Here is a 25,277-nt window from a genome sequence, read left to right on the forward strand (position 1 = left end):
AAGAATTCGAGGTAAATTATTATGGCATCTCAATACCAACAATATTCAACAGTCAGAAAATACTGGCATCTAATGCGGCCACACACTTTGACTGCTGCAGTGGTTCCAGTTTTAGTAGGTACTGCAACTGCAAAAATATTCCTCCTAGGTAGTGAAGATCATCTAAAACTTAGCTTATTCATAGCTATGTTAGTCGCTTGTTTACTTATCCAAGCAGCCACTAACATGTTTAACGAATACTATGATTTTAAAAAAGGCTTAGATGACCATACTTCAGTAGGTATCGGTGGCGCAATTGTGCGTAATGGCATGAGTCCAAAATTAGTCATGAACTTAGCCATAACGTTCTATATTATCGCAGCAATATTAGGCATATTTATCGCTTCCCAAAGTTCATTCTGGTTACTACCGATTGGGTTAGTATGCATGGCCGTAGGTTACTTATATACGGGTGGACCATTCCCTATTTCTTGGACGCCTTTTGGCGAACTATTCTCCGGCATTTTTATGGGCATGATCATTATTTTAATTGCCTTCTTTATCCAAACTGGTAATTTACAAAGTCTAGCAGTATGGATTAGTATTCCAATCGTAATCACAATTGGACTTATCAATATGGGCAATAATATCAGAGATTGGGCAAAAGATAAGGCAAGCGGCCGAAAAACATTACCCATTTTATTAGGGAAAAATAATGCTGTACGCTTTTTAGCATTGATGTATATCGTTGCTTATTTACTCGTTATCTACATCACTTTCTTTAAACCTGGTGGTTCAATTTTCTTCTTGCTAGCCTTATTGTCATTCCCAATGCCAATCAAAGCAGTTAGAAGATTTAAAAAGAACGACACACCCGAAACAATGATGCCTGCAATGGCTGCTACAGGAAAAACTAATACTTTCTTTGGTTTCCTTTATGCATTAGGTATCTATATAAGTGCTCTATTAGGTGGTATTTAATAACAACTAATTTAAAGCTTTATGCTTATATATACAAAATCGTTCTTCATTCATTTGATGAACGATTTTTTATTTTTAACAAATAAACGCTAAATATGTACTAAGTGATAATGCATATGACCATATAAATCAAATTCGCTCGTAATTTCAAAACCTAATTTTTCATAGACGCGTAATGCTGTAAGATTATCTATATCACAATTTAAACTCCATTTTTCATCTGGGTAGTTCGCAATGACATGTTTGATCAATTTCGTTGCTACACCATTCCCACGGTAATGAGGAAATGTTGCTACAGTTTCAATATACCATTCATCATCATTAGCCTCTTTCATAGGCATAGGTGTACCATAGGATTTTATATCTGCTTCTAAATCCATGTCTAGCCACGCTTGTTCCAGTTCTAATTCCTTATTGCCTGGATATGCAATTAAACATCCTGCTACATTGCCATCAATTTCATACACCCATACATTACTAATATGCCCTCTATATTTTACATCTACCATGCTTTGTTCCATTATATTAAGCAAACGAAACTTTTCGACTTCTTTTACCATATCTATATCTAATTGACTCCAAATGATATAACATAATTCTGCAATATCTTTTTTGTCACTAGGTTTAGCTTTTCTAATCATTTGATTTCTCCTTTATTTATAGCAATGATTAATTCTATTATATATGAATCAAATTAAAATTTCGATGTAATAACAACTTTATAACTCAAATTTTGTCACATTGTTTTGTTTGTTCAATTCTACTATTTAAGAGATAATTAAAATAACAATCTAGATAACGAAAGGATATTATACACATGAAAGTAAACAAAGTCATTTACGTCGTGCTTGCATTTCTTTTAGGATGGTGTGGCATCCATAAATTTTACTCAAACCAATTGCTACAAGGTATTATTCACTTAATATTTTTCTGGACTGGTATTCCCTATATTATTGCTATCATTAGTGGTATCTTAACAATTTTCTTTAACAAAGCAGATGAGAACGGGCTTATTTCTTTCGAAAAATAGTTTTAAACTAACGTTTTAAAAAATACCCCTATATTTTCATTACACTTATAAAAAATGGGTAAAAGTATGTAAGTAGCATGTATGAGTTTCGTTTAGGAGGTAAAAATTTATGAATATTATAAAACGTGTTTTTAGAACACTGATTGTCGGTTATATTGTAAGAGGAATTAGAAACTTAATAAGTAAAAAAACAAAATAAATTCAAGCCCCACTAACTCAATATATTGAGTTAGTGGGGCTTAAGTATGAGCAATGATTCTCTAGCCACATTGCAATAACGGAAAATAAAACTATATATTAATAAAACATCCTCTATTCTGTCCCCATTCACAACTAAAGTATTCATTCAAACTTACTTTTATGTTTTACTGAAAGGCAATTGTCATTTCTAATATTGTCGCATAATTTGTTTTACGTATTTATCGAAAATTATCCGGACATAACAAAAACCTTTAAATCAACGTATTACTTACGTCAACTTAATGAGAATACTTTATTATCTTTACCGTCTTTTAAATCTTCCATTTGTTATGTGATAATGTTGCACCGACTTTACCAGCTTCTTCATAGAATTTTAATGTTCGCCTCTCTGGATTACCATTATGTAAGTTTTTATCTACATTCCATTGTTCTACTTGTATTACTAATTGATCTAATGTGTTAGTAATTTAAACGTTATCCCATATCTAACAATATCGTTAGGTTTTATATATTGCTTCAAATTTATTTTTTAAAATGTTTTAATTGTGTTGGAGGCGATTAAATTGGAACATCATAATAAAAGTCAAAATATTTTATCTGCACTAAGTTATTTCAGTATGCTTTTCGCACCAATTATATTTCCAATATTAGTTTGGATATTAGCTGAAAAGCCAACTTCTACACATGGTAGAAAAGCATTATTTAATCACATTTGGGTATATATTTTCTTTTTCTTAGCAAATGTAGGTTTCATCTTTTCTCGAGAAGTCTTCGATAAACCTTTTGACAATCAAGAAGTAATATCTAATGTTTCATTCGGAATAGGAATATTTTTATTACTAATTGCAGGTATTTTCTTCCTTTTTAACATCATTCGTGGTATCAAATTACTTACGAATAAGTAACATTCCCCATCCTTAACTGGGTGGTTTTTTTATCTAACTTCTATATTTACTCGCTGTCCAACTTATGTGACAATTTTGTCATTTTATTTAACTCACACTACCTAAAATGTTTAAATATAATAGTATCCAATTCATTAGGAGTACTAATATGAGCCTTATCATTTATACATTATTAATCTTTTTACCTGTATTCATTGTAATAGGAATAATTGAATATTTCACACGCAAGAAGAAATGACATTCTTGTAAGGCTTGTTTAAATGCTCTCTTCAATATGTTGTAATTAACTTATCAACTTTATGAAGGAGTTTTCTATATGTTTACAACTATACTTGTAATACTTACTATCCTTGCGATTATATTAGCTACAGCAATTCCAATAGCATTCATCGTATTAATAATTAAAGTATTAAGTAATTAACTTTTTATAGCCATAATTGGCGATATTTTATGTTTATTCGTCTCCCATATCGCTTAGTAGATTTCTAAATTCTTTTGTGCCGTCTATTTCATACATTTTCCGTAATATATTTCTATAGGTTTGATGTTTAAACTTTATAGGGAGTTGTTTTGCAATACATATACTCTAATAAATGCTTTTTTCAACTCTTGCATACGTTCTTTTGTTAAAAACGTACTATCCACCTACATTAAAAAGGATAAGATACCAAAACAATTTTAAGTATGTGAATTTTCCTCTTTTATGAATCACACAATATTTTTTATAAAAATTATATTGTACAATCGCACACATAACCACCGTAAACTAATAAATGGAAATGTATATATTGAAAGAGAATAATAGGTCATGCAAACTTTGAAATTACTTGGAGCGTATATAGTCATATACATGAAAAATTAAAATCATATGAAGATAATCAGCTAGATGAAGCCCTTAATTTTTAATTGGACAACTAAACGGACAAAATAATTTTAAAACTGGTCAAATTGTCCACAAGTTGACCAAAATTTATAGGATTCACTTTTATGTATTTTTCACAAAATAAAAAGAACGCTGATTTAACAACGTTCTTTTGTTATCCAAAGTATTCACTTGGAATGATTTTTCTGTTTTTACGGAAACGGAGGGCATTTGTATACTTTCGGATATAATCGAAAACCGCATAACTAAAGGATTTTTGAGTATATACTTTAGAAAGAAATAGAACGAAACAGAAACATTTTGACACGTATTTGACACGTGACCCACCAATTAAGGTGGGTTTATTTTATCTCTACAATATCCATTAAACTAATTCTACTTAATCCAGTTCCTTCATCTAAATATAACTTTTATTCATAAAAAAACCACCCAGTGACATGTGTGGGTGGCGTAGGTTTAAATAAGTATTTACTTACAACTACTTTATATATATTATACCACAAAAAAATAGGGCAAGCACCGCTATGTGCCTACCCTAGTATGATTACGTGGTATCTACATTATACACACTTTATGAAATAACCCCCCACAAACTTCCCACAGAATGACGTGGAGGAGGCGTGCCATCCCAATTTCTGATTGGAAGGTAGTATCTTTTATTTTTCCATTCGTATTCAATCCATACGTGGTTATCTTGGAGTAAAACGCTTGTATAATCACACCATCCACCTGGTTGGAAATCATAAGCGTATGGACAACTTCTAAATGGTCCAGTTGTTCTAACCATAATTGGTTGACTACCGTTAGTGAAACGTGCCTTCTCGCTCATATACCATGTACCATAACTGTTACGTTTCCATGCACCAGCTACAGTTGATTTAGTATTACTTGATGCGCTAGTACCTTTGGCAACAGTTGCAGTAGGTACTTTTCCTGCTTGGTAAGCCCTAATTTGCTTAATAAAATAGTCTTTAAGTTTAAGTTGTATCGCTTGTGAAGGTACGCCTTGCGTTACTGGGTCGAAACCAGCATGCAGTTTCATTGATCTGTGTGGACAGCTAGTTTGTGAAAATTCCATATGAATTCTCACTGAATTACGATTAGCTTTCAACCCCCACTTATTTAATAATCTTGCTGCTTCTTGAAACGCTGCTTGCTCATTAGCTAGGAATACTTTATCACTTGCGCCAATCGATTGACATATTTCTATACCATATGAGTTTTTGTTGCCGTTCTGATTGGCTGTATGCCACGCTATACGGCTTTCTGGTAACGCTTGGTATACTGTATTCCCACTTATATATGAATGGGCTACACCAGCCTCCAAACGTGATAGAGGGGCATTCACTAATCCACGATGATATGCTTCTGCAGTAGCACCAACACTTCCTGCGTCGTTGTGTAAAGTTATTGACGTTGGTTTATATCCACGATTAGGCAAACGATAACCTTTTACTTCATCACGAATATAACTTAATTTTTTCATTTTCTTTTTAGCAGAAGTTTTCTTTGTAGTCGATTTAGTAGCAGATTGTGCTGATTTCTTCGGTGTAGTTTCATTTGTTTCTGATTTGAATTTAGGACGGATAAACCACATAGGGAAATCGTAATCGTGTTTGCGTTTAGTCACAGTTTCCCAACCTGTACCATTCCAAATACCTCCAGATGTCCAACCACCACCTAACCAATTTTGTTCTAGCACAATGATGTAATTTAAAGTAGCTTCAATTACCCAAGCTACGTGACCATAACCGCCACCATAATTCCTATTAAATACCACTAAATCTCCAGGCTTAGCTAAGAATTCTGGAGTATTGTTATATACAGTTGCTTCTCTTTTGAAATTGTTTTCATTTGGTATATCTGCAGCGCCTTCACCTTTCAGTTTATGACCATATAATTTTAACCAACCTGTGTTTGCATAATCAACACATTGGAAAGCTGCGTATCCATCTTCATCGTATTGTTTACCTTCCGTTGATTTTAAAAATTTAATAAATTCCTTATGCGTTAGTTTTGCTGTCATCTTCATCACTCACTTTCAATACGTCGTCATCGTGGTAACGACTAGCGCCACGTTTTAATTCTTCATCATATTCATAATCTGCAACATCAAATTCTACTTCGTCAGTATCATCAGTGAATGGTTCAGATGTGTCAAATTCTGCAGGCGTTAATTCTTTTCGTTCTGGTGTAATTTTTTCATCACTAACCACTTTCTGATACTCAACTGGATTTTCATTTTCATCACGTGGTTTTGAATAGGTTTGTGCAATACCACTGTCTTTCATCCCTTTAGTAGTAGGGTCGTTTATTACTCCGAATGTGACTAATACAGCTAATAATCCATTAATACCATCACTAAATTGTTCCAGTTGTTCTGTATAGTTTAATCCTAATGCTTGCGTTATATTGTTAACAAAAAGGACTATCGCCGAAACGATAGCCACCCAAAATGATTTCTTTTTGAAACGTATTTTCCAGTTAATACTCTTCATTTAATAACCTCCAAATATAAGACGCTGAGAAACGCCCTGTGTTGCATCGAGAAATGTATTTACCTATCGTTGTGAATAATAAAAGCCGACACATGAGTGCCGACTTATTTAAAGAAGATGTTTGCTACCAAAGAAATAAGCGGGACTAATACAACACCCGCAAATCCCAACCAGTAGCCAATTACTTCTCTATTTCCTTTTGCTTCTGCTTCTACAGTCCCTTGCAAACTTTTAATTTCTTTCTCATGACTTTTTGTTTCGTATTCTAAATCAGTAACTCTAGTTCCTACCGTCGATAATGATTCACTCATTTTTTCTAAATGTTTCTCAGACCTAGCTTGTGATTCAAATGACTTTTCTTGCACCAATGTCTGTCTATCTACTTTATTTAGCAAACTATTAAAATTGTCTGTGTGTTTGTTATCCACTTCGTTTATGCGTTCGTGTATCTTGCCCCTTGATTTTTCCCATTCGTGTCTTAATACATATTTATCTTCGCTCATAAATACCCAAACCACCTAAGAAACCGACAAATCCAAGCCATGCTGTTATAACGATTAACTGTGCTGGCGTTAGCCAATTAAGTGCATTATACACAGCTGCCGACGACATTAAGAAGTGTATGATGGCACTTCCTAACCCACCTATTAACATAAAGTAATCCGAAGTATTTTTCACAGATCGTTTGCCGAAAAATAAACTTGATAGAATCAGACAAGTACCGAATATAAGCAGTAACAAACCCCAAATCCAAATGGACATAACGTCATTTAACGCTTGATAAAAAGCACTCTCTTTAGTTACATTTTCGGGACTTACGAACCAGTAGAGGCCTCGTACATCTACAAACACGCCTAATCCAAATAAAGATAATGTGGCTAGTTTATCACGTATTGTAAAAATTTCGTTCATGCATTCACCCACTTTCTACAAAATAAAAAGCCGCTAAATTAATAGTGACCTTCTGGTATTCCATCTTCTTCATTATCTTGATATTCTTCATTAGTGATTCTTGTGTAATCCTCTTTAGTTAAACATCCTAATTCAACATAGGTTTGTATATCTTCATTTGTATAACAATTAATGTCGTAAAAATATTTAATACTTTCAAATGTTGGCCACATTATTCAACACTTCCTTTAAGTTTAGAAATCTCAAGCATAGCGTTTGCTAGTTTTTCTTGAGTTTCTCTTAATTGTACATTTCCTTTAGCAATTTGCATTTGTAATTGTGAAACTATGAGTTCTAAAGGGTCGGGTTTTTGTGTGCTTCCGTTGTCATTTTTTTTTGTATCATTTGCTGTTGCCCCATACCATTTTTCACCATCAAACTTACGTGGTGGATAAAGATTGCTAGGTGGCATGATTTCTGTATACTGATACACACCTTGTTCTTTTAAATCTTTTTCTGATAAACTTCCATTTTCATTAGTTAATACTAAATAAGGATTGCCGTTATAGTCGAAAACTTGTTTATACATTCAATCACCCCACAATATAAGTTAATTGTCCGTAGACAAAATCACCTGTATTAATCGTATTCTCATTGTTTTGCCATATTCTAAATACTTTATCTGTTGCTTCATAACTACATTTAACAGGGTTTTTACCTGAGTAACCATTTGTTCTAGCAAAAAAACTAAATGGGTATTTTGGAAGGACATTAGATGGTAATGTTAGAAAATCAGTCTCCGGTTTAGAAACTGTCATTTTAAGATTGAATATGATATTACAAACCCCATTTTTTACTCTATACACTGACGGTCCTAATGTCGTATCAGCTTCTACACCACTCATTAATGGTAAGTCCTGCCACCCTGTATCTTGAAGGCTATTATCTATATAGGTTTTTGCATCTGCTAGAGATTTATTTGCTTTATCTTGAGCGCCTTTAGTTGTTTCCATATCTGCAAGTACATCTGTCCAACCGTTCCAGTTATTATAAAATCTGTTAATATAATAGTTGTTTTTATTATAAGGCTGGAAAACAATGACTTTAACTGTTCCTCTTTGTAAGACATTTAAGAAACCACTTGAGCCTGACGGGGAGCTTACTGGACCAGATACATAGTAGCTACCAGGTGTTAAAGTATTCAGATACTCATTATTCAATAAGTCTGCCTTTGTTAAGTCTTTTGATGTGCCATCATCGTTAGTTAATTTGTATTTTTGCCAGTTGTCTGTAGCTGATGATTTAACATAACCTCCAGCCTGAACATCGCTGTTAAACTTATTAATCTTTTCATCCATCGTGTTATAGACTGTGTTTAATTGGTTGGTATAATTACTTCCTGTATCTGTGATTTCTTTTAATGTATTAGCTTTAGACGCATTAAGTTCTTCTAAACTTTGTGTCTTTGCTGTATTAAGGTCATCTAATCCTTTTTCTGATGCATCCAATACAGCTTGTGCTAAACTCTCGCCGTTAGCAAAAGTTTCTTCCATTCGTTCGTATCTTTCAGTGATGTTCTTCTCTAAATCTGCAAAGCGTTTGATGTGTATTAATTTTGTTTCAGCATCTATACTATCAATTAAAGTTTTAGCTATATTAAAAGAGAACAACCGTTCAACAACAGTGTCCTCTTTCCCTTTAATTGCTATATCAACTTGTCCTGTTACTTTACCTGTGTGGCGTAACATTTCATCTGATAATGTATACGATAAAACACCATTTATACCATCCTTTATCGTTAAATCATCTCTCACTATAGATCCATCCTCAAATTCTAAACTTATATTTGTAACCACATTACTTTCACCCAATAACAATGGTTTGTGATTTCTAGTTACAATAAAATTTAATATCGATGTTTGAATATCTCTTGTGTAAAAATTAACGTCTAAATTAGATAATGGTTGGTACTTTGCAGTAGTTTCTAAAGGTATATTTGTCTGTTTATTCATAGTCATTATCAATACACACCTTTCGTATTCGTTTTTATAATGTTGTTATAGTCCGATACATTCCAATAACCAATTTTCGTATTAGCGTCACCATCTATAAATATGCCGCCAGAGCCACCGTTATTGAATATAGTAGTGTTTTTCATATTAACACCACGTATAGCAAATGATTTATCTGAACCGTAGGCGTGATTATGTGCTACTTCACCAGTGTCAAAGTTATTTAAGTAAATACCACCACGTTCGTTACCGTCGATGTTATCAGTATTTGGATTTGAAACAGTATTAGATCTAACAAAGGAATACGACGCATGTTGAACATATATGCCATTTTTACCTGTAGTATTAACTAGGTTGTTCAAAATGTTAATGTATTTATTTTGTGCGTAATATCCTGTGTATGGTGATACTTCATTATACATACCTTCTGTTTTGATATTATTAATATAGTTCTTCTCAATAAACACATTGACACAACCTTTATATCTAATACCACGATAAGCATATGATATTGTATTGTCTTTAATGTGCATATCATCACACATGGTCATAACAATTGCTTCACCTACATCGTTGTTATCAGATACAAAGAAATTATTGGTAACTTTGATGTTCTGCACGGGTGCGTTTATACCATTGTATTGTTGTCCAAATACTGAAACACCTGTTTTCTTGTATTCTTCAAATGAATTGTTATTGATAGCAAATAATCGCCCTGCTTGTGGCGTTCCAGAAGGAATTCCATTTACATCGCTAGCACTCTTATCTTCACCACCAACAGATGAAATGCGTACACCTTCATAGCAACGTCTGAATGAATTCTCTGTTATTTTCGTATTCACCCACTTATAAGGTCGAACTGCTGCTTGTTTGATGTCCTCGAATGTATTCCCTACAATTTTAATGTCTTCTTGATAGATATTATGCACACTATAGTGATTACCAATTGCAACATCAAAACTACCTAATATATCTGACTTTCTAAATGTACAATTTTTTACTGAAACTTCTTTACATGGTGTCCCATCAAAATGACCTGCACCACCGATACCTTCAGCAGTATATTCACCTATTTGTATAGCTTCTTTAAAATTGCTACCTGTTAGATTTATAAATCCTTCAAATGTACAGTTATCAAACGTTAAATTTCTAATACCGTTTGCATCTACACAGTGATAACTAATTAAGTTTCTGAATTTCACGTTATTAAAGGTGATGTTCTCTGCATGTTTTAATATCACCATGTCAATGGCAGTAGTTTTGAATTTATCAATTTGTTCATAGTTAGAATCTAACGTACCACCTTCAAAATGGATGTTTCCTCGACCTTCATAACCGTAGAATGCATCTTCGCTTGGTCCATTCATGAAGAAACCGCCACCCCAACCACGAAGAAGAATTGCATTGTTATCCATTTTCACTGTTGTATTCTCATAAATAATAAGTCTTTTACCTATTAAATATTTACCAGCAGGGATATAAAGCGTACCTGAACCATTATTATGAATTCTGTTCAAAGCATCTTGAATATAATCAGATACATCTGTCTTACCAGTTTTATCTGGGTGATACTCATCAATGTTTATAGAACTGAGTTTTCCTTCTACACGATTGATGTCTGTATAAACATCTGCGAAATCTGTAAAAAGTCTTTGAGATAATATATTATGTTGCGTTCCATCTTGACCCACACGTGCATCTGTTACTTCTTTAATGCCATCACCGTCGACACCTACAACTAAATTTTTAACTTCATTTAATAAATAAATTATCATCTTATCTAATGTAGTGTTTGCATGAGTAATTTGTTTGCTGTCATGTGCTTTCAACTGATCGTATTGATGGAAAATCATATGACTTTCATAATCGTTAGAAAACTTTTGTATCTTTTTGAAATTACTTATTGTTTCATTACGCCAACGTTGGTCTAACTGACCACTCATATTCGTTTGTAGTCTTAACATTTTATCCATCCACCCTTTCTGTACCTAACACGCCTTTGTCATCGACAGTTAGTTTGAATCTTTGCCCAGTTGGCGCGATGATTGTTGTGTCGCCTCTTAAATATTGTGCGACAATAGATTCGATTAAATCTTCTAAACCTATAACACCTTCTGTATGCGTTTGTGGAAATGCATCTTCTCCGCCAAATTCAAAACGTACAATTGGTATTTCTTTATTCATCTATTAACACACTCCCTACTATCGAACCGTTGACACCACTCGAACCAGAATAAATGTTGTTAAGTTTCGATTTACTTAGTGCAGCATTTACATTTTTTATTTTGTTATTTAACACATTACTAATTTGGACGATGTCTTTTTTGTTGTTACTAAAACCTATTTCGTCTGGTTCTGGATTTAATGGATGTGTTTTATTAAGTGATACAACCTTTAAATCTGTGTTATAGCCCATAATTTCATGTATGAACCAAATTGCATCACGTTCTCCTATATCTTCGTTGCCAATGTAATTAATATCCAGCTCAATGTCTGGTTCGTCTTTTAATTCGGATTTTATTTTTTCTTTAATTTTGTTATACTCTGTTTCTTGTTCGTCAAAATAATCAGGTGCTTCTCTATGACCGAAAATTGAATAATTTGGTGATTTATACTCAACATATGAACTGTACAAATCTTTTCCTTTTAATTTTGCTGTAGTGTTAATCACAACCGCTTTAGATGTTCCTACATACATACATGAATTAGATTTTTTGTAATCGACACCTGATTTCTTTCCTTTGAATATTGCTTTGATTATATGCTTGCCTTTGCTCGCTTCTTTGTCTAATGTGATTTTTTGTGTATTAGCCGATTTACTATAGCAACTATATTCACCGATTTTTTTGTTATCATAATAAAGGTCTAATAATCCACCTTTGCTCATACGTTTAAGATTGAATACCACAGTTTCATTACCGTATTTGCAATTTAAAGTATACGAAAAAGACGCTCCGACTTCTTCGGTGCGCCACGTTCCTTCTTTTATAAATTTTCCACTATATGTTAGATCACCAGGTTTAGCTGGTGAATAGTTCTTTGTATCGGATGTGGTTAGTTTCTTACCATAACCACGAATAACAGTTTTTAAATCTTTAGTATCAATGCTCGCTTTAACTTCACTATTGTTATATTTGTATCTAATTATTTTTTCTGTTTGAATATAAAACGCTTTGTCATCATAAATATATATTTTTTTGTTATCAGCATAATAAATATAGCCAAACAATTCAGCGCCTTCAACAAGATATTCAAGTCCGTTCTTAGACCCCAATTCTTCTAACGATACTTTAGAATTGAACGTACCTTTAATTTCATAAGAATAGCCTTGTTTATTACCTTTGAAACCATAATCTAAATATTGTTTGAGTGTCATTGAAACCTTTTTTTCTTCGTTTGAATCTTCGTTTATCGTTTCGCTATCTACATCTTTACTCACATAATGATTTTGGAATTCAAACATAATGTGAGTGGCAGTAACTTCTTTAGTGTGGATAACACCGTCGAATGATGGTGAAGCATTTTTAATTACATACCTTTGCCCTTGATAGTCAATGAATGATTCGTTTTGAAGTAAATTATACACGTCTTCATTTTTACTTGTTTTATAAGCGATGAATGAAATTTGACGAGTGTTATTACGTTCATATTCATATTTGAAAGTGTCATATGCAAAATCTAACAATAATTCGGACATACTCTTTTTAATATCGGTAACTATAATATCTGAACTCAACTTCATCACCTACCTATAAATAAAAGGGAAAATGAATTGTAAATTAACACGACTTACACTTCCCCAAATTTCAAAATCGTTATAACCAGGAGCTAATGTGATGATTGCCTTGTTGGTTAATCTCCCACACCTTTTATTTTCAATGTAGGGGTATGCACCATCAATTAAAAAACTTTGATTGGTTTGCAACTTACCCTTGTATTCAAAAATATCACCAGTTGTTTTGTTGACTAACCTAAAACCAGTGGTAGTGTTTAACCTAATCCATATTTGCAAATCATGTCGCATACGTGGGTTGATTGTGTCACTACTTCCATTGTAAATAGAAAATTTTTGTCTGGTGTGCTTATAACTTATATCTCTATCTGGCATTATTCCACTTTCAAACTGCCATTTATCAGACAACAAAGAGAATTGATCAGTTTTATACAACGATTCAGAATATCCTTTATAAACTTGAAAAGTTATTTCAAACGTTCCGAATTTGCTCGTTAAATCTTCTATAGCATTAGATTCACAATACACTGCGTATTTTTTTCCAGGCATATCTGAATGAAGGACGTAATAGGGTTTTCGTTGATATAATATGTTTCTTAATTTCGACTTCATCAACTTATAATCTGTTATATCTTCTGCTAAATAAGAAAATCGCAAAATCAATTTAAAAGGACCGAAGTTACTCGGCCCAATCATTACACCATCTGTCCCTCTGATTTCTTGGGAGTTTACAATTATTTCCACATCCTCTTCTCTAGCCTCTAAAAACCTAATGTGTGGGATAACTTCGTCTAAATAAAAACTTTTATCGTCATCAAATATTTGCACTCTTTTTTTCAATTAAAAACTCCCTCCTAAACTATAAGATTCTAAACCTAACCTTTTAGCTTGTTGTTGACTAAGTTGTTTCTCGCTCACACCTGTAGGTTTCTGTTCTAAACGTTGGTTACTAGCTACAAGTTGTGTTAGCAATTCTACTTGTCTTTGTGTAGCTTCTAACTGTCTAGCCATAACATTTATCATTTCGTTGTCGTTATTGTTGCTAGTGGAAGGCGTACGCATTTGATTAGGGCGTTTGTTTTTCTTATTGCCTTCTATTTTTTGAGTGGCAATAGCGAGTAACTTCATTGCGTCTGATTGTCTACTTGGGTCTGTAGGTATTACAAACTCCGGATGACCTTCTTCTGCCAAGTTATATAATCCGGATGAATTAATTAAGCCTCCTGTAGCATATGGTAGACCATGACCGATTCTATTAAGCATTTTCTTAGGTCCGTAAGTTGCTTTAGCATATCTCATACCTGCAATCAAATTGTCTAATGGATTCCAAATATTGCCATGACCAGGTAATTTATATTGATTGAACGTCCCTGGCTTAACTTGCACCAATCCAGACGCACCACTAGGGTTTTTAGCTTTTGGATTAAATGTAGACTCTGTCTTAGCTTGACTTTGCCATGCTTTAATGTATTTGCTAGTTTGTGGCAATCCAGCCATACCTAAAGCTTTTTTAATTGTACTGCCATATTTACCGCCGGCTTTGCCACCGCCATCATTAGCTTTCAACCATTTTAATGGGTCAATAGCCTTGCCATTTTTTCTTACTTCAAAATGTAAATGTGGTCCAGATGACATTCCGGTATTACCAGAAACACCTAAATAATCACCTGGTTTTACTTTCTTGCTACCACTAAAAGCGTGTTTACTCATATGCCCATAAATGTAGTCCATATTACCACTTTTAATCCACATATGTTTACCAAAACCGCCTGCTGTAGTTTTAGCGGTTGCTGTACCCGATGCAACTGAATACAATTTGTCATATACATATCCAAGATCAATTCCCATGTGTGGATAAGGGAATGGATAGCCTGGCGCTCTACCATGCGGACTGAATGGGAAGTTAATACCTTTAGAAAGGTCGATATATCCGCCATCGCCACCACCTTGTTCTTCAAACCAAGATGTGAATGTATCGACAGCCGCCTTTTTGAGTTTACCAAACATTCCTTTCATCATATCGTAAGGTAACTCTGCAGCTTTAGAAATACCAAATCCGTCTAGATTTACACCAAACCCTTCAAGAACTTTATCCAATAACTTTTTAGGCTTGTCTATCCAATCCATAACATCGCCAATTTTTTCTCCAAGCCATTTCTTGCCTTTAGCTGCAGTTTCCAGTGTTTTATTAACCACTGCTTTACCACTGTCTACAACTTTACCAGTAGCAACTTTTGTGCCTGCCTTTATACCAGTAGCTACGTCGCCAAAGAAGTTATCCCCTTTCTTTTTCTTCTTAGGCTTTTTGTTAGATAAAGTACCTTTAGCAAATTTAGGCAATCCGCTTAACATAGAATGTGTCTGCATACCATTCATAACAGATGAACCTTTAGGTAGGAACGCTGTTGTATCTCTGTTAGGTGTAAGCGCCATTTTACCATTAGGATATTTAATAGCTTCATGTCTGAAACCATTAGGACCATTTCCACGTCCTTTATCACCAACAGTGGCAAAAGTATCACGAGCAATCTTGCCATTCTTAACAACATTTGTCGTTGTGTTAGTGTGTTCAGTACCAGTGTGTAACTTGAGTTTAGGTAATTTATCCATACCAAGTTTTCCACCAACCCAGTTCACACCATCGATAAGTTTGTTTAATCCACCTTTAACTTTGTCTATCATTCCAGAGAAGAAACCTTTAATATCACCAGTTACCGACTTGATAACGTCACCCATTTTGTTCATAACACCAGTGATTTTATCTTTCATTCCAGTAACTATATCAACCGTTCCACTCTTGATGTCCTTCCATTTTTTAGACATGAAACCACCGACGGAATTCATTGTGTTACGTGTTCCTTTGGATAAAGAACCCCAAGCACCTTTAACGCCAGACCAAAGTGACTTAGCTTTATTGACTGTTCCAGTTTTAATACTATTCCATTTGGAACTCATGAAACTACCAACTGACTTGAATATGTTAGTGGTACCTTTTTTAAGGTTGTTCCAGGCATTTCTTACACCAGACCATAAAGCTTTTGCTCTTGAAACGACAGCGTTTTTAATGCTAGACCACACTTTTAACGCAAAGTTTTTGACTGCGTTGAATATTGCAGTCGTACCTTTTTTTAGCGCATTGAATGTGTTGCGAACACCATTCCAAAGTCCTTTAGCTCGGTTTATAACACTGTTTTTAATAGCGTTCCAAACTTTAATAGAGAAGTTCTTAACAGCGTTAAATATAGTTGTTACAGTATTTTTAATTCCTTTGAATATATTAGCGATACTGTTTCTTAAAATTCTAACAATATTTAGTATGCCATTTTTAATTGCATTCCAAACTCTTATAGAAAACGCCTTAATAGCGTTGAATATAGTCAATACAATTCTTTTTACTAAGTTGAAGTTAGATCTAACTTGTGCTACATAAGCTCTAATTATTGCTAAAACACCATTTTTAAGTAATGTCCATATTTTAATAGCTGCTGTTTTCATTCCATTCCATAAAGCAGATAAAACGTTTTTCAACGCTTGTATAGGATGTTGAACAGCAAATTTAATGCCATTCCATATTGTTACAGCACTTGTTTTGATGCCGTTCCAAATGGCAATTGTGGAATTTTTAATGGCGTTCCAAATATTAATGATATAAGGTTTGATAAATCCAAAGATAGATATTGCTGCGTTTTTAATTGCATTCCATGCAGTTATTACAGCGTTTCTGAATGTGCTATTCGTTTTCCAAAGGTAAATGATAGCGCCTACTAGAGCAGTAATCACAGTGATAACAATTCCAATTGGCCCAGTCATAAATCTAATTGCTAGACCTAGTCCTTTTGTTGCTAATGCTGCTGCTTTAGTAACACCAGTCCATATTGTCATTGCGGTTGCTGCAATTTTCGATTTAATTGCTTGTATTGTTTGAGAAGTGGTTAATGCAGTCATTGCAGCTCTATATCCGTTGGCGATCCCTCTAGCTGTAGCAGTAACACCATTCCATATAGCCTGTGATGCAGCAGATACTTTAGCCGCACCATTATGTCTAATGAAGAATTGTATTAAACTAGACATTCCACTAAACATACCACCAATAGTGCTTGCCATCTTACCGAATATAGTTAAAACTGGACCCATCGTTACTAATGTAATACCTAACCATTTGACTATTCCGCCTAATGTCTTTTGAGTGGAACCGTCTAAACTTTGCCACCAGTTTATAATACCTTTAATACCATTTGCTATTTTAGAAAAGGCGCTACCTAGTTGTTCGCCAGTATCTTTAGCCCATTGTTGCGCTGCGGGTGATTGAAGTAATTTTTCAAATTCTCTCAAGCCGTCTTTAGATTGTTCGAACACACCACTCAATAGGTTTTCTCCTAATATACCAATATAGGCTTTTGTGTTCTGAACCATACCTTGCCATGACTTAGCATAAGAGTTTGCCATACCACCTGCGAAGTCATCCATAACAGTCATGAAATCTTCTGAAGATACTTTACCTTCTGTAACCATTTTTCTAAATTCTTCTTGTGATACACCTAGATGTTTAGACATAGCCATTGCAAAGCCTGGCATACCTTCTTCAATCATGTTCAATTCTTCAGTCATAAGTTTCCCCATGCCTTGAACACGGTTGAAAATCATTGCCATATCCCCAACTGGTCTGTTAGCACCTACTGCAGCATCACCGACTAATTTGATGTAATGTTGTAAGTCTTTACCTTCTTTCACACCTGCCGCTAATGCACCTGCTGCTACGTCAGTACCTTCTGCCATTGTGGTCATACCACCTTCAATAGCTTTCGATACTTGGTCAGTGATTGAGCCAACTTCTTTCGTTGAATAGCCTAGTCCTTCAAGTTTAGCTTTAGCACTGTCTAAACCAACTAATCTATCGAAACCTAATTTAGCAGTGATACCAGCCATAGCAGTACCAGCAACTAACGCAGGTTTAGTAATACTGCTCGTTAGTGAACGACCCATACTTTGAGCTTGGCCACCTACACTTTGCATGCTAGAGCCTATACTTTTAAATGAATTACTTAATCGACCAGCCATAGAAAAGTTTTCTCTATAGTACTGATTTAAACGACCGTATTCGTCTTTCATAGCATTTATAGCATTAGCTTGCTTGTTATACTCTGTTTGCAATCTTACCGCTTTAGCGCTGTTTGCACCTTGTGATTGTGCTACTTGATTATATTGCTTTTCTAGTTCGCCTAAATTTGATGTGCCAACTTTAATAGATTTGTCGAGATCGTTCATTCTCGCTTTATAAGATGATGCACTCTTTTCACCATATTTAAAGTTGTTACTAGATAATTTCAAACTAGAGTTCAAAGACCTAAACTCACGCTTAATACCAGCTAGTGTTTTACTAACTCCCATGTCGCGCATGGATAGGTCGATCTGTAACCCCTTTATTCTTTCTGCCATTACTCCACCTCCTTACTTGTGAGATGTATTACATGAATGCTTGAATCATGCTGTCCGTTTTCTTGACGTTTTTCTTATTACTTTCGTCAACTAACTCCATGAAGAAAGCGAAAGGCATATCTAGAATATCGTTAATATCCTTGCCGCCTTCCTTCATCATTTGCAGCATGAGTTTCTTCATGTTTTCTTTATGTTCTTTATAAGAGAGAGATTTTAAATTATTCTCGCTAGTTCCTTTTTTCTTTCTTCGTCCATTTGTCCCTGCGCGATAAATTCAATTTGTTGTTGTAATTCTTCTACAGCATCTGGAGCGTTAAGACGGTCAAGCAAACTGTCTTTTGTAAATTGGTTATTGTAGATGTCTACGACCATATCTAACATTTGGTCGATGTTTTCTTGTGCGGAAGTATTTTCATCTGATGCGCCATCCATCAAATCCGCAGCATCATATATTTTTCTAAATGGAATATGTGTAGGAGTAATGAATGTGTCGTATTTAGCATTGCCTTCTGAATCTGTTACTGCGTTACCTTTTTTGTCAATTTGAGTTAATTTAATGAAATTACGTTTAGCCATATTTAATTTCTCCTTTAATTTTGGTTTTTATTTATTATTAATAGATATAATGGATTCTGTTTTCTCGTTCTCAGCTATAGCATGTAAATCAGTTGTGTATACTACTCATTTAAGAAGTTCTGTTTTGCTTGGATGCGTATAACATTCTGTGATTTGTGGGTATCCTTCTTCAGCATCGTCTGTATATTGAACGCTAAATGCTGTGCCATAAGGTTTATCTAAATCTTTCGTATCCCACTCAAAGTTAATTCGCTGTTTTAATAGGATTTTTTTACCTTGATAAATCACGGTTGGTACAGAATTAATATCCTTCTGAGTGATGACTAACAAATTTTGTTTACTTTTCTTTTTTCTAAAAAAGTTAATTAGCTTTTTCATAGTTAGTCTCCTTTAATTTTTATTTGCAAATAAAAAGAGGGCATTTAAGCCCTCGTGTTAGCTATTCTTCTGTTTCTTTGATTAATGCCTTACCACGTTTGTTATCGCTTGTAGAAAGGTCTAATATGCGATCGTGAGACACTTTTTTGTTTGCTGGTTTAGGATAAGTATCACCAGCGTTATATACTTTGTTCTTATCCTCTAAATCGATGAATTTGTGTAAGACTTCATATTTTTTCTTAGCCATAATCAAACCTCCTGTAAGTTATGCGCCTAATTCTGATTCTGCTGTGCCATCACTTGGATTACTGCTTTCTGCAGATTCACCGAAGATAGCTTCCCAAATAGCATCTTTCATAACAGTTGTACCTTTAGCATCGTGACCTAATAACATTGCTTTTTCTTCTTCAAAGCCTTTAACTGGTGCTTGCATGAATTCGGCAGTAGTAGAATCTGAACTGAATTCAACGCCATCCTCTTTTGTGTTGCCTTCTAACTCTGGGAACGTGAATAACCCTTTAGGTAATCCTACATATTCACGAGAACCATCTTCCATAGTTTTAGCGAACATAACAGCTACATATGGAGGCGTATCGTTACCAACTGATACAATACCATCTTCTGATTTTTCTAAGCCAAACAACGCCACTCTGTCCTCTAAAGGTAGTTTGTGGAAACCAGCTTCTACTTCGATAGTACCGTTAGCAACAGCCATTTCTGCTACTTGGTTATCACCGTATGCTTTTTCAATGTCTTGGTCTTTTGATACTGAAATTTCTTGTAAATATTTAATACGTTCTGGATCTGTAACTTGTTGTACATCTTCACCATGAACTTTGTAATAAAACTCTGTTAAACCTGTAAATGAACGGTAGTTTTTCTCTGCCATATTAAAACACTCCTATAAATTAAAATATTGTTTACCTTCAAATCGTTTAGCTTGTCGGTAGATATTGAACTCCTTGATATATTCGGGTTTCATGGAAGATGCTTCGCCAAATCCCAATACTTCCCACATCATTCTTTGCAATAAAAAAACGAGCCTATCTGATAGGACTCGTCCGTTTACACCTTGCTTTTGCTTTACAAATACATCTATTTGATAAAAGTATTCGTAAGTTAAATTATCGTCATCGCCGAAATCAGAAGGTTTAGGTGTATCCAATGGATCTATAACAATCACTACATCTTTGATTTCTTGTGCGTTGGGATAATCGAAGAACTTTATATTGTTCTTAGGAACATGCTCCATAATTTCTTTGTTATCTATAATCGCTTGGTATATCTTCATTGTGATGTCATCCAATAAGTTACACCCTCTTCCTCATTTCTTCTTTAACTGTTCTGAAATACGTTTCTCTGCCTTCACGCATAGCGTTTTCAATAACACCTTTACCAGCTGTATTAACCCACTTTCCAGCACGGTCAAAGTGGCCATATTCATTTAAGTGGATAATCCTATAACGCTGTTTGGGTCCACGCCAATGAATTTTCACTGTGCGTACACCATTTATCGTCATAGGTTTAGATACTGTCGTTTCTTCGACAGATTCACCAGTATCTTTAAATGACTTCATGTTGTTTTTGATTATTTGAACAACTTTCTGTCCACCTTTAGTTAGTGCAAAGTCTGTTATGCGCTTAGTAGCAGATCTGCCGTATTTCTTTTCTAAATAAGCGATTATTTCTTTATCACCTTTTACTGTTACCGTCATTGTTCTTCACCTACGACTTTGACGTAGTTAGGTGACTTAGCAGGTGCCACATTTTTGACATTAAAAAACAACCCTGCATACATACCGTTCTGTATCTCAAACGTTTGGTTTACGTTAGGTATAAATTGAGGTTGTGCATCTCTAATATTTAATGTGACTGACCTTTTGCTAAGTTCTAAGTTTCCTAACTGAACGTCTTTTTGTGTAGGCTCATACAATCCAGCAAAACAACTATATAACTCGTTTCGTTCATTCATACCAGCTTCTGGACCGTCATTAGTATTCTCGTAAAACGTAACTCTGTAATCTAATTGGTTAAGATTCATCGGCTATCACCTCGATGTTATCTCTGCGCCATTTAGCTAATTTAGCTCTTAATGTTTGTATTCCAGATAGGTATGATGGGTTATCAAAGATTTGCTCATTTGAAGTTCGAGAACGATTATCCTGCATATGAGCAATAGTAATTAACACCAATCTATTGAAAGTGGGATTGTCTTTGAAAAAAGGTTCATCACTTTCATTTAAAGAAACGGCTGTTTTTACGCTGTCTATAGCGTTTGGTAGAAAGACGTGCATAATTTCATCGTCATCTATGTCATAGTCCACTCTAATAGACTTCTTAATTGATTCAACGTTGTCTAATCTAAACATTGAAGTCACCTACTTTACTTATGCTCCTAAATCTCCACTAGGTTCTGTTGCTGCATCTTCAAATGTTACGAAGAAACCAGCGTTTTTGTCTGCTTGTTTAACATCGAAACGGAAAGCACCCATCAAGTATTTACCGTAGATTTCGTTTTCAATCCATTGCACTGACACGTCTGTACGGTCTGCAAATAACACACCACGTTTTACATCACCGATGAACGCTAATGCGTCTCCGTTCTCACCTAATAAGTCATCACGTACTACAGTTACATTCATACCTAATACAGTATTACCAGCAGTGTTGATGATGCTGTCTTGTAATAAGTAACGTCCGTTACCGTCTTTCAATGTATCAAGTTTTTGGTAGAAGCTTTGAGTACAGATGATTTGACGGTCATAACCAGGATCTAATTTAACGTTGATGATTGCTTTTAAGTCGTCCACATCAGAAATAGATGTCGGATTGAACGCTTTTAATACATCTCCGATTTTTTCGTTTAAAGTGTTGATTTTTTGTTCGTTGATGTTTTCAGACACAATAGCAGTTAAGTTAGCAACTGAATCGTCTAATGCTTCTTGTGAGATTGGAATAGATCCACGATATGTTTCAACTTCCCAATTTACTGTTTCGAATTCTGGACGAGCTAACTCTGGGTTTTTCTCTAATTCAGCAACAGTGTTGAATTTAGCGTTAGCGCGTTTTAAGATTGGGTACTTACCACTTGCAGTTGATACTGATGTTTTTTGTACCAATTCTGATAAGTCTTGTACTGTGTTTACTTCTTTTTCAGGAATATATTTAATATCCTCTGGGATAGTTACGCCAACATCGTCTGATTTAACGTTGTCACGTTTAGCCCCTTTTGATTTCATGTATTGTTCAAAGCCTTGTACTTCTAAGCTTTCCTCTGGGTTTTGATTTAATTTCGCCATAGAACGTTTCGCTCCTTCTTTTTTCTTTTTGTCTTTTTCTTCTTCTAATTCTTCTTCAGTAGGTTCTTCTACTTTCTCGATAGCAGGTGCTTCTGGTTTTTCTTCAGGTTCAGGTTTAACATCTGGTTTTGGTTTATCATCAGGTTTTTCTTCGTCTGACGGTTTCTCCTCTTTGTCGTCAGATGGTTTACTTTCTGACCCTTCTCCAGTGTCATCACCTTTGTTATCTTCGACTTCTGCACCTTCACTTTGAGGTGGCGTTTCTTCTAACTTAGGTGCCGATGCTTCAATTTCTTGTGAAAGCTGTTCGAGTTCTTCAAATTCTTTTTTCTGTGCATCAATATCAGCTTTTAAATTACGCGCAGTTTCAAGGTCGCCCTTTTCGACTGCTTCTTGCGCTTTAGAAATCAAACTAGCGATTTCTTTTTTGCGCTCATCTAAATTGGCCATGCAATATCACTCCTTATTAAATTTGTGCATAAAAAATAGCCTTACGTTTCAAAACGAAGGCTTTCTATGTCTAGCGCGATTTTCATTTGTTCCAACTGTTTGAATTTCTTTAAATCTTTTGCACGTTGACCGACTTCAACCGATGTGTCTTTGTATGCAGGTATTGTAACAATACTGACTTCAATAAGTTCATCGATTTTATTTATGGTTTGAACGTACTCATTATCAATGTTTTGCCATGTGCGAGCTGTTGAGTCATTAGGTGGTAATGTGTAGAAGAAACTACACTGGTTTACATTGCCTGCTTTAATATTTTCATAAATATCTCTAGCGTAAGATGTGTTAGGTAAGTGGCACTTAAAGTACAATCCTTTTTCATCCACTTGTAACTCAAGCGTTCCTGCTTGTGTTCGACCTATAACATAACTGAAATCGTGGTTAATTAAACATTTCACATCGCTTACATCTACACCGTCTAAGGCATTTGGTGCTACTATTTCTCTGAATCCACCCAAGTCATCGCTCGTTGAATTAAAGATAATTGCGTAACCTTCAACAACCATGTCTTGTTGTCCAGTGTCAACGTTACTGTTCGTCATACTCATCACCCCCTTTAATGGAGTTCTTTTCGACTTCTTTGTCTATCTTAGATTCTTGATAGTTCTGTAAAGTAGAAAGTGGCGCTCTGTTAAGGTCCACAAGTGGTTGTTCACCATGTTCAATAGGTTGATAACCAAATACACTTCTTGCCTCGTCTGTAGATATAATCCCTTTACCATGCAATTCTGTAATACGTTGTAATTGTAGTTCTGGGTCTATGTCTATCAGACGTGATGAATCAAACTCTAATTCATAACCCGAATCAATAAACTTAAATATCTTGGTTTCTAATTCTGAAATCATCATCTTAAATATTGGATCTAATGTACTTTGCAAATACTCAAGATTTGCTTGTGTGATAGATGTATTAACTGTTTCAATACCTAACTTAGATACCGGCAAACCAAACGCTTTAGCAACTTGTGAAGTACTGAACTTATAACTGTTTAAGAAATTCAAAACTTCAACGGGTATTTGCAATCGTTTAAAGTCCATCGTGTCGTCAATAGCAACTAATCCACCATTGTTTTTCAACTGACTTTCTGCAAAGTTTTGTTTCAAATCCCTTAATTGTTCTGCGTTAATTTGACCTTTTTTGTATTGCAACACAGACGTTGATGTACCACCATTATCAAAGAAGTTGCGTAAGAAACTCTTTGAGCCTTGTGATATACCAATCTCATGTGCTAACGCATATAAAGGACTATAGCCAACATATCCATCTAATGTGATATATCTAAAGTGCAATATATCTTCACTGGTTATCTTAGCTGCATTACCCTCCACATCTTCACTAACGTTATAAACAATTTCGCCGTCTTTTTCCTCTATTCCTACTAAATCGTTATGTAAGAAGTGGAAACCAACCGGGAAATCGTTTTTATCACGTATAATTTCAACGAAAGATTGTCCGTTAAGCAACATATTCGCAATGATTATGAATTTGAAATGCCAACCTGGTAAATCAGAATGCGGATTATTATTGAATAGATCTAATATTTGATTCATAACCGTATTTGTTTCGTGACCTTTAACCTTTAACTTAGTACTTGCTATGTCTGCAGATATAATACGTGTCGCAGTGAACACATCACTATTACGCAAAGCGTTTATACCAACATAGCTTGCATGTGTACCGTGTTCTTGCCAATACAATAATCGTTCTAAATCTCTATTCATCTTTTCTTGCTTACTTGTAAATCCTAAATCAAGTAATGGCATCTTTAACTGTCACCCCCTTTCTGACTTATCGAGGTATTGTCATACGCTTGGTTTAAAACGCCTGAGAGGCCTATGAGCAGCAAACCACCAATAATATAGGCTAATGGCTCCCAAAGTATAAACAAGCCGTAGAACAGCCCTATTAAGCCCACAACGAATAGTAATATCACCACAAGTGCGTATAAGGTTTTCTTCATCGTCACA

Annotated in this window: 30 protein-coding genes and 1 pseudogene; 4 read left to right on the plus strand and 27 right to left on the minus strand. The window is 34.7% G+C overall.

Going from position 1 to position 25,277, the window contains the following annotated elements:
- Positions 1–21 precede the first annotated feature (21 nt).
- Positions 22–960, plus strand: a complete 939-nt coding sequence (locus KA926_RS00525; RefSeq protein WP_192946843.1) for a 1,4-dihydroxy-2-naphthoate polyprenyltransferase — start codon at positions 22–24, stop codon at positions 958–960.
- 89 nt (positions 961–1,049) lie between these two features.
- On the opposite strand, the gene KA926_RS00530 is transcribed toward KA926_RS00525, so the two are convergent.
- Positions 1,050–1,601, minus strand: a complete 552-nt coding sequence (locus KA926_RS00530; RefSeq protein WP_192946844.1) for a GNAT family N-acetyltransferase — start codon at positions 1,599–1,601, stop codon at positions 1,050–1,052.
- A gap of 176 nt (positions 1,602–1,777) precedes the next feature.
- Here KA926_RS00530 and KA926_RS00535 point away from each other — a divergent pair, with 176 nt between their 5' ends.
- Both KA926_RS00535 and KA926_RS14135 read left to right on the plus strand, forming a co-directional pair.
- Positions 1,778–1,990: a TM2 domain-containing protein gene (locus tag KA926_RS00535; protein ID WP_192946845.1), complete on the plus strand. Its 213-nt coding sequence runs from the start codon at positions 1,778–1,780 to the stop codon at positions 1,988–1,990.
- A gap of 109 nt (positions 1,991–2,099) precedes the next feature.
- Entirely contained in the window at positions 2,100–2,189 is a 90-nt protein-coding gene (locus KA926_RS14135) for an SAR1012 family small protein (protein WP_019469096.1), read from the plus strand.
- Positions 2,190–2,470: 281 nt separating this feature from the next.
- Here the strand turns inward: KA926_RS14135 and KA926_RS14140 are convergent.
- Positions 2,471–2,658 (minus strand): annotated as a pseudogene (locus KA926_RS14140) (nucleoside triphosphate pyrophosphohydrolase family protein); the annotation flags it as partial.
- 96 nt (positions 2,659–2,754) lie between these two features.
- Here KA926_RS14140 and KA926_RS00540 point away from each other — a divergent pair.
- Positions 2,755–3,096 carry a magnetosome magnetite crystal formation protein family gene (locus KA926_RS00540; RefSeq protein ID WP_192946846.1) on the plus strand — a complete coding sequence of 114 codons (342 nt, stop codon included), beginning with the start codon at positions 2,755–2,757 and terminating at the stop codon, positions 3,094–3,096.
- A gap of 1,454 nt (positions 3,097–4,550) precedes the next feature.
- On the opposite strand, the gene KA926_RS00545 is transcribed toward KA926_RS00540, so the two are convergent.
- From KA926_RS00545 to KA926_RS00660, 25 genes are all read right to left on the minus strand, one after another.
- Positions 4,551–6,005 carry an SH3 domain-containing protein gene (locus KA926_RS00545; RefSeq protein ID WP_210143407.1) on the minus strand — a complete coding sequence of 485 codons (1,455 nt, stop codon included), beginning with the start codon at positions 6,003–6,005 and terminating at the stop codon, positions 4,551–4,553.
- Entirely contained in the window at positions 5,983–6,477 is a 495-nt protein-coding gene (locus tag KA926_RS00550) for a phage holin (protein ID WP_210143408.1), read from the minus strand. Before KA926_RS00550 ends, KA926_RS00545 begins: the two co-directional genes overlap by 23 nt.
- A gap of 104 nt (positions 6,478–6,581) precedes the next feature.
- On the minus strand, positions 6,582–6,980 hold the full coding sequence (locus KA926_RS00555; RefSeq protein ID WP_210143409.1) for a hypothetical protein: 399 nt from the start codon (positions 6,978–6,980) through the stop codon (positions 6,582–6,584).
- On the minus strand, positions 6,967–7,389 hold the full coding sequence (locus KA926_RS00560; RefSeq protein ID WP_210143410.1) for a hypothetical protein: 423 nt from the start codon (positions 7,387–7,389) through the stop codon (positions 6,967–6,969). The genes KA926_RS00555 and KA926_RS00560 overlap by 14 nt, the downstream gene beginning before the upstream one ends.
- A 38-nt stretch (positions 7,390–7,427) precedes the next feature.
- Positions 7,428–7,601 carry an XkdX family protein gene (locus KA926_RS00565; RefSeq protein WP_210139118.1) on the minus strand — a complete coding sequence of 58 codons (174 nt, stop codon included), beginning with the start codon at positions 7,599–7,601 and terminating at the stop codon, positions 7,428–7,430.
- Entirely contained in the window at positions 7,601–7,957 is a 357-nt protein-coding gene (locus KA926_RS00570; RefSeq protein ID WP_210143411.1) for a hypothetical protein, read from the minus strand. The genes KA926_RS00565 and KA926_RS00570 overlap by 1 nt, the downstream gene beginning before the upstream one ends.
- A 4-nt stretch (positions 7,958–7,961) precedes the next feature.
- Complete coding sequence (locus KA926_RS00575) at positions 7,962–9,386, minus strand: BppU family phage baseplate upper protein (protein ID WP_210143412.1); 1,425 nt, start codon at positions 9,384–9,386, stop codon at positions 7,962–7,964.
- A gap of 2 nt (positions 9,387–9,388) precedes the next feature.
- Positions 9,389–11,344, minus strand: coding sequence for a right-handed parallel beta-helix repeat-containing protein (locus KA926_RS00580; protein WP_210143413.1), 1,956 nt, complete (start codon positions 11,342–11,344; stop codon positions 9,389–9,391).
- A gap of 1 nt (position 11,345) precedes the next feature.
- Complete coding sequence (locus KA926_RS00585) at positions 11,346–11,564, minus strand: hypothetical protein (protein ID WP_210139114.1); 219 nt, start codon at positions 11,562–11,564, stop codon at positions 11,346–11,348.
- Positions 11,557–13,116 carry a prophage endopeptidase tail family protein gene (locus KA926_RS00590; protein WP_210143414.1) on the minus strand — a complete coding sequence of 520 codons (1,560 nt, stop codon included), beginning with the start codon at positions 13,114–13,116 and terminating at the stop codon, positions 11,557–11,559. Before KA926_RS00590 ends, KA926_RS00585 begins: the two co-directional genes overlap by 8 nt.
- Before the next feature lie 9 nt (positions 13,117–13,125).
- Positions 13,126–13,953, minus strand: a complete 828-nt coding sequence (locus tag KA926_RS00595) for a phage tail domain-containing protein (protein WP_210143415.1) — start codon at positions 13,951–13,953, stop codon at positions 13,126–13,128.
- Entirely contained in the window at positions 13,954–18,549 is a 4,596-nt protein-coding gene (locus KA926_RS00600) for a peptidoglycan DD-metalloendopeptidase family protein (RefSeq protein ID WP_210143416.1), read from the minus strand.
- A 28-nt stretch (positions 18,550–18,577) separates the two neighbouring features.
- Entirely contained in the window at positions 18,578–18,730 is a 153-nt protein-coding gene (gpGT, locus tag KA926_RS14145; protein ID WP_186297058.1) for a phage tail assembly chaperone GT, read from the minus strand.
- Between the two features lie 32 nt (positions 18,731–18,762).
- On the minus strand, positions 18,763–19,125 hold the full coding sequence (gpG, locus tag KA926_RS00605) for a phage tail assembly chaperone G (RefSeq protein ID WP_210143417.1): 363 nt from the start codon (positions 19,123–19,125) through the stop codon (positions 18,763–18,765).
- A 105-nt stretch (positions 19,126–19,230) separates the two neighbouring features.
- The gene (locus KA926_RS00610; RefSeq protein ID WP_210143418.1) at positions 19,231–19,503 is read right to left on the minus strand and encodes a hypothetical protein; all 273 of its coding nucleotides are present in this window, start codon (positions 19,501–19,503) and stop codon (positions 19,231–19,233) included.
- Positions 19,504–19,564: 61 nt separating this feature from the next.
- Positions 19,565–19,750, minus strand: coding sequence for a hypothetical protein (locus tag KA926_RS00615; protein WP_210143419.1), 186 nt, complete (start codon positions 19,748–19,750; stop codon positions 19,565–19,567).
- An 18-nt stretch (positions 19,751–19,768) separates the two neighbouring features.
- Positions 19,769–20,392 carry a major tail protein gene (locus KA926_RS00620; RefSeq protein ID WP_210143420.1) on the minus strand — a complete coding sequence of 208 codons (624 nt, stop codon included), beginning with the start codon at positions 20,390–20,392 and terminating at the stop codon, positions 19,769–19,771.
- Positions 20,393–20,404: 12 nt separating this feature from the next.
- A complete protein-coding gene (locus KA926_RS00625; RefSeq protein WP_069794759.1) occupies positions 20,405–20,809 on the minus strand; it encodes a hypothetical protein in 405 nt (134 codons plus the stop codon).
- 4 nt (positions 20,810–20,813) lie between these two features.
- Complete coding sequence (locus KA926_RS00630; RefSeq protein ID WP_107520618.1) at positions 20,814–21,218, minus strand: HK97-gp10 family putative phage morphogenesis protein; 405 nt, start codon at positions 21,216–21,218, stop codon at positions 20,814–20,816.
- A complete protein-coding gene (locus KA926_RS00635) occupies positions 21,215–21,544 on the minus strand; it encodes a hypothetical protein (protein ID WP_210123974.1) in 330 nt (109 codons plus the stop codon). Before KA926_RS00635 ends, KA926_RS00630 begins: the two co-directional genes overlap by 4 nt.
- Positions 21,534–21,872: a head-tail connector protein gene (locus tag KA926_RS00640; RefSeq protein WP_210143421.1), complete on the minus strand. Its 339-nt coding sequence runs from the start codon at positions 21,870–21,872 to the stop codon at positions 21,534–21,536. Before KA926_RS00640 ends, KA926_RS00635 begins: the two co-directional genes overlap by 11 nt.
- A gap of 18 nt (positions 21,873–21,890) precedes the next feature.
- Entirely contained in the window at positions 21,891–23,252 is a 1,362-nt protein-coding gene (locus KA926_RS00645; RefSeq protein ID WP_210143422.1) for a phage major capsid protein, read from the minus strand.
- A 41-nt stretch (positions 23,253–23,293) separates the two neighbouring features.
- A complete protein-coding gene (locus KA926_RS00650; RefSeq protein ID WP_019469714.1) occupies positions 23,294–23,851 on the minus strand; it encodes an HK97 family phage prohead protease in 558 nt (185 codons plus the stop codon).
- The gene (locus tag KA926_RS00655; protein ID WP_204190645.1) at positions 23,838–25,073 is read right to left on the minus strand and encodes a phage portal protein; all 1,236 of its coding nucleotides are present in this window, start codon (positions 25,071–25,073) and stop codon (positions 23,838–23,840) included. The genes KA926_RS00650 and KA926_RS00655 overlap by 14 nt, the downstream gene beginning before the upstream one ends.
- A gap of 2 nt (positions 25,074–25,075) precedes the next feature.
- The gene (locus KA926_RS00660; RefSeq protein WP_019469716.1) at positions 25,076–25,270 is read right to left on the minus strand and encodes a hypothetical protein; all 195 of its coding nucleotides are present in this window, start codon (positions 25,268–25,270) and stop codon (positions 25,076–25,078) included.
- Positions 25,271–25,277 lie beyond the last annotated feature (7 nt).

The organism is Staphylococcus sp. GDY8P94P (assembly GCF_017892255.1).
In the GTDB taxonomy this organism is placed as follows: domain Bacteria; phylum Bacillota; class Bacilli; order Staphylococcales; family Staphylococcaceae; genus Staphylococcus; species Staphylococcus cohnii.

Excerpts from the sequence above, each read along its gene's own strand:
- KA926_RS00645 (WP_210143422.1), bottom strand. The coding sequence starts at position 23,252 with ATGGCCAATTTAGATGAGCGCAAAAAAGAAATCGCTAGTTTGATTTCT.
- KA926_RS00525 (WP_192946843.1), top strand. The coding sequence starts at position 22 with ATGGCATCTCAATACCAACAATATTCAACAGTCAGAAAATACTGGCAT.
- KA926_RS00600 (WP_210143416.1), bottom strand. The coding sequence starts at position 18,549 with ATGGCAGAAAGAATAAAGGGGTTACAGATCGACCTATCCATGCGCGAC.
- KA926_RS00545 (WP_210143407.1), bottom strand. The coding sequence starts at position 6,005 with ATGACAGCAAAACTAACGCATAAGGAATTTATTAAATTTTTAAAATCA.
- gpG (WP_210143417.1), bottom strand. The coding sequence starts at position 19,125 with ATGGCTAAACGTAATTTCATTAAATTAACTCAAATTGACAAAAAAGGT.
- KA926_RS00620 (WP_210143420.1), bottom strand. The coding sequence starts at position 20,392 with ATGGCAGAGAAAAACTACCGTTCATTTACAGGTTTAACAGAGTTTTAT.
- KA926_RS00655 (WP_204190645.1), bottom strand. The coding sequence starts at position 25,073 with ATGCCATTACTTGATTTAGGATTTACAAGTAAGCAAGAAAAGATGAAT.
- KA926_RS00615 (WP_210143419.1), bottom strand. The coding sequence starts at position 19,750 with ATGGCTAAGAAAAAATATGAAGTCTTACACAAATTCATCGATTTAGAG.
- KA926_RS00535 (WP_192946845.1), top strand. The coding sequence starts at position 1,778 with ATGAAAGTAAACAAAGTCATTTACGTCGTGCTTGCATTTCTTTTAGGA.
- KA926_RS00610 (WP_210143418.1), bottom strand. The coding sequence starts at position 19,503 with ATGAAAAAGCTAATTAACTTTTTTAGAAAAAAGAAAAGTAAACAAAAT.
- KA926_RS00565 (WP_210139118.1), bottom strand. The coding sequence starts at position 7,601 with ATGTGGCCAACATTTGAAAGTATTAAATATTTTTACGACATTAATTGT.
- gpGT (WP_186297058.1), bottom strand. The coding sequence starts at position 18,730 with ATGAAGAAACTCATGCTGCAAATGATGAAGGAAGGCGGCAAGGATATT.
- KA926_RS00660 (WP_019469716.1), bottom strand. The coding sequence starts at position 25,270 with ATGAAGAAAACCTTATACGCACTTGTGGTGATATTACTATTCGTTGTG.
- KA926_RS14135 (WP_019469096.1), top strand. The coding sequence starts at position 2,100 with ATGAATATTATAAAACGTGTTTTTAGAACACTGATTGTCGGTTATATT.
- KA926_RS00530 (WP_192946844.1), bottom strand. The coding sequence starts at position 1,601 with ATGATTAGAAAAGCTAAACCTAGTGACAAAAAAGATATTGCAGAATTA.
- KA926_RS00570 (WP_210143411.1), bottom strand. The coding sequence starts at position 7,957 with ATGTATAAACAAGTTTTCGACTATAACGGCAATCCTTATTTAGTATTA.
- KA926_RS00650 (WP_019469714.1), bottom strand. The coding sequence starts at position 23,851 with ATGACGAACAGTAACGTTGACACTGGACAACAAGACATGGTTGTTGAA.
- KA926_RS00635 (WP_210123974.1), bottom strand. The coding sequence starts at position 21,544 with ATGAATCTTAACCAATTAGATTACAGAGTTACGTTTTACGAGAATACT.
- KA926_RS00575 (WP_210143412.1), bottom strand. The coding sequence starts at position 9,386 with ATGACTATGAATAAACAGACAAATATACCTTTAGAAACTACTGCAAAG.
- KA926_RS00630 (WP_107520618.1), bottom strand. The coding sequence starts at position 21,218 with ATGACGGTAACAGTAAAAGGTGATAAAGAAATAATCGCTTATTTAGAA.
- KA926_RS00555 (WP_210143409.1), bottom strand. The coding sequence starts at position 6,980 with ATGAGCGAAGATAAATATGTATTAAGACACGAATGGGAAAAATCAAGG.
- KA926_RS00580 (WP_210143413.1), bottom strand. The coding sequence starts at position 11,344 with ATGTTAAGACTACAAACGAATATGAGTGGTCAGTTAGACCAACGTTGG.
- KA926_RS00585 (WP_210139114.1), bottom strand. The coding sequence starts at position 11,564 with ATGAATAAAGAAATACCAATTGTACGTTTTGAATTTGGCGGAGAAGAT.
- KA926_RS00640 (WP_210143421.1), bottom strand. The coding sequence starts at position 21,872 with ATGTTTAGATTAGACAACGTTGAATCAATTAAGAAGTCTATTAGAGTG.
- KA926_RS00560 (WP_210143410.1), bottom strand. The coding sequence starts at position 7,389 with ATGAACGAAATTTTTACAATACGTGATAAACTAGCCACATTATCTTTA.
- KA926_RS00550 (WP_210143408.1), bottom strand. The coding sequence starts at position 6,477 with ATGAAGAGTATTAACTGGAAAATACGTTTCAAAAAGAAATCATTTTGG.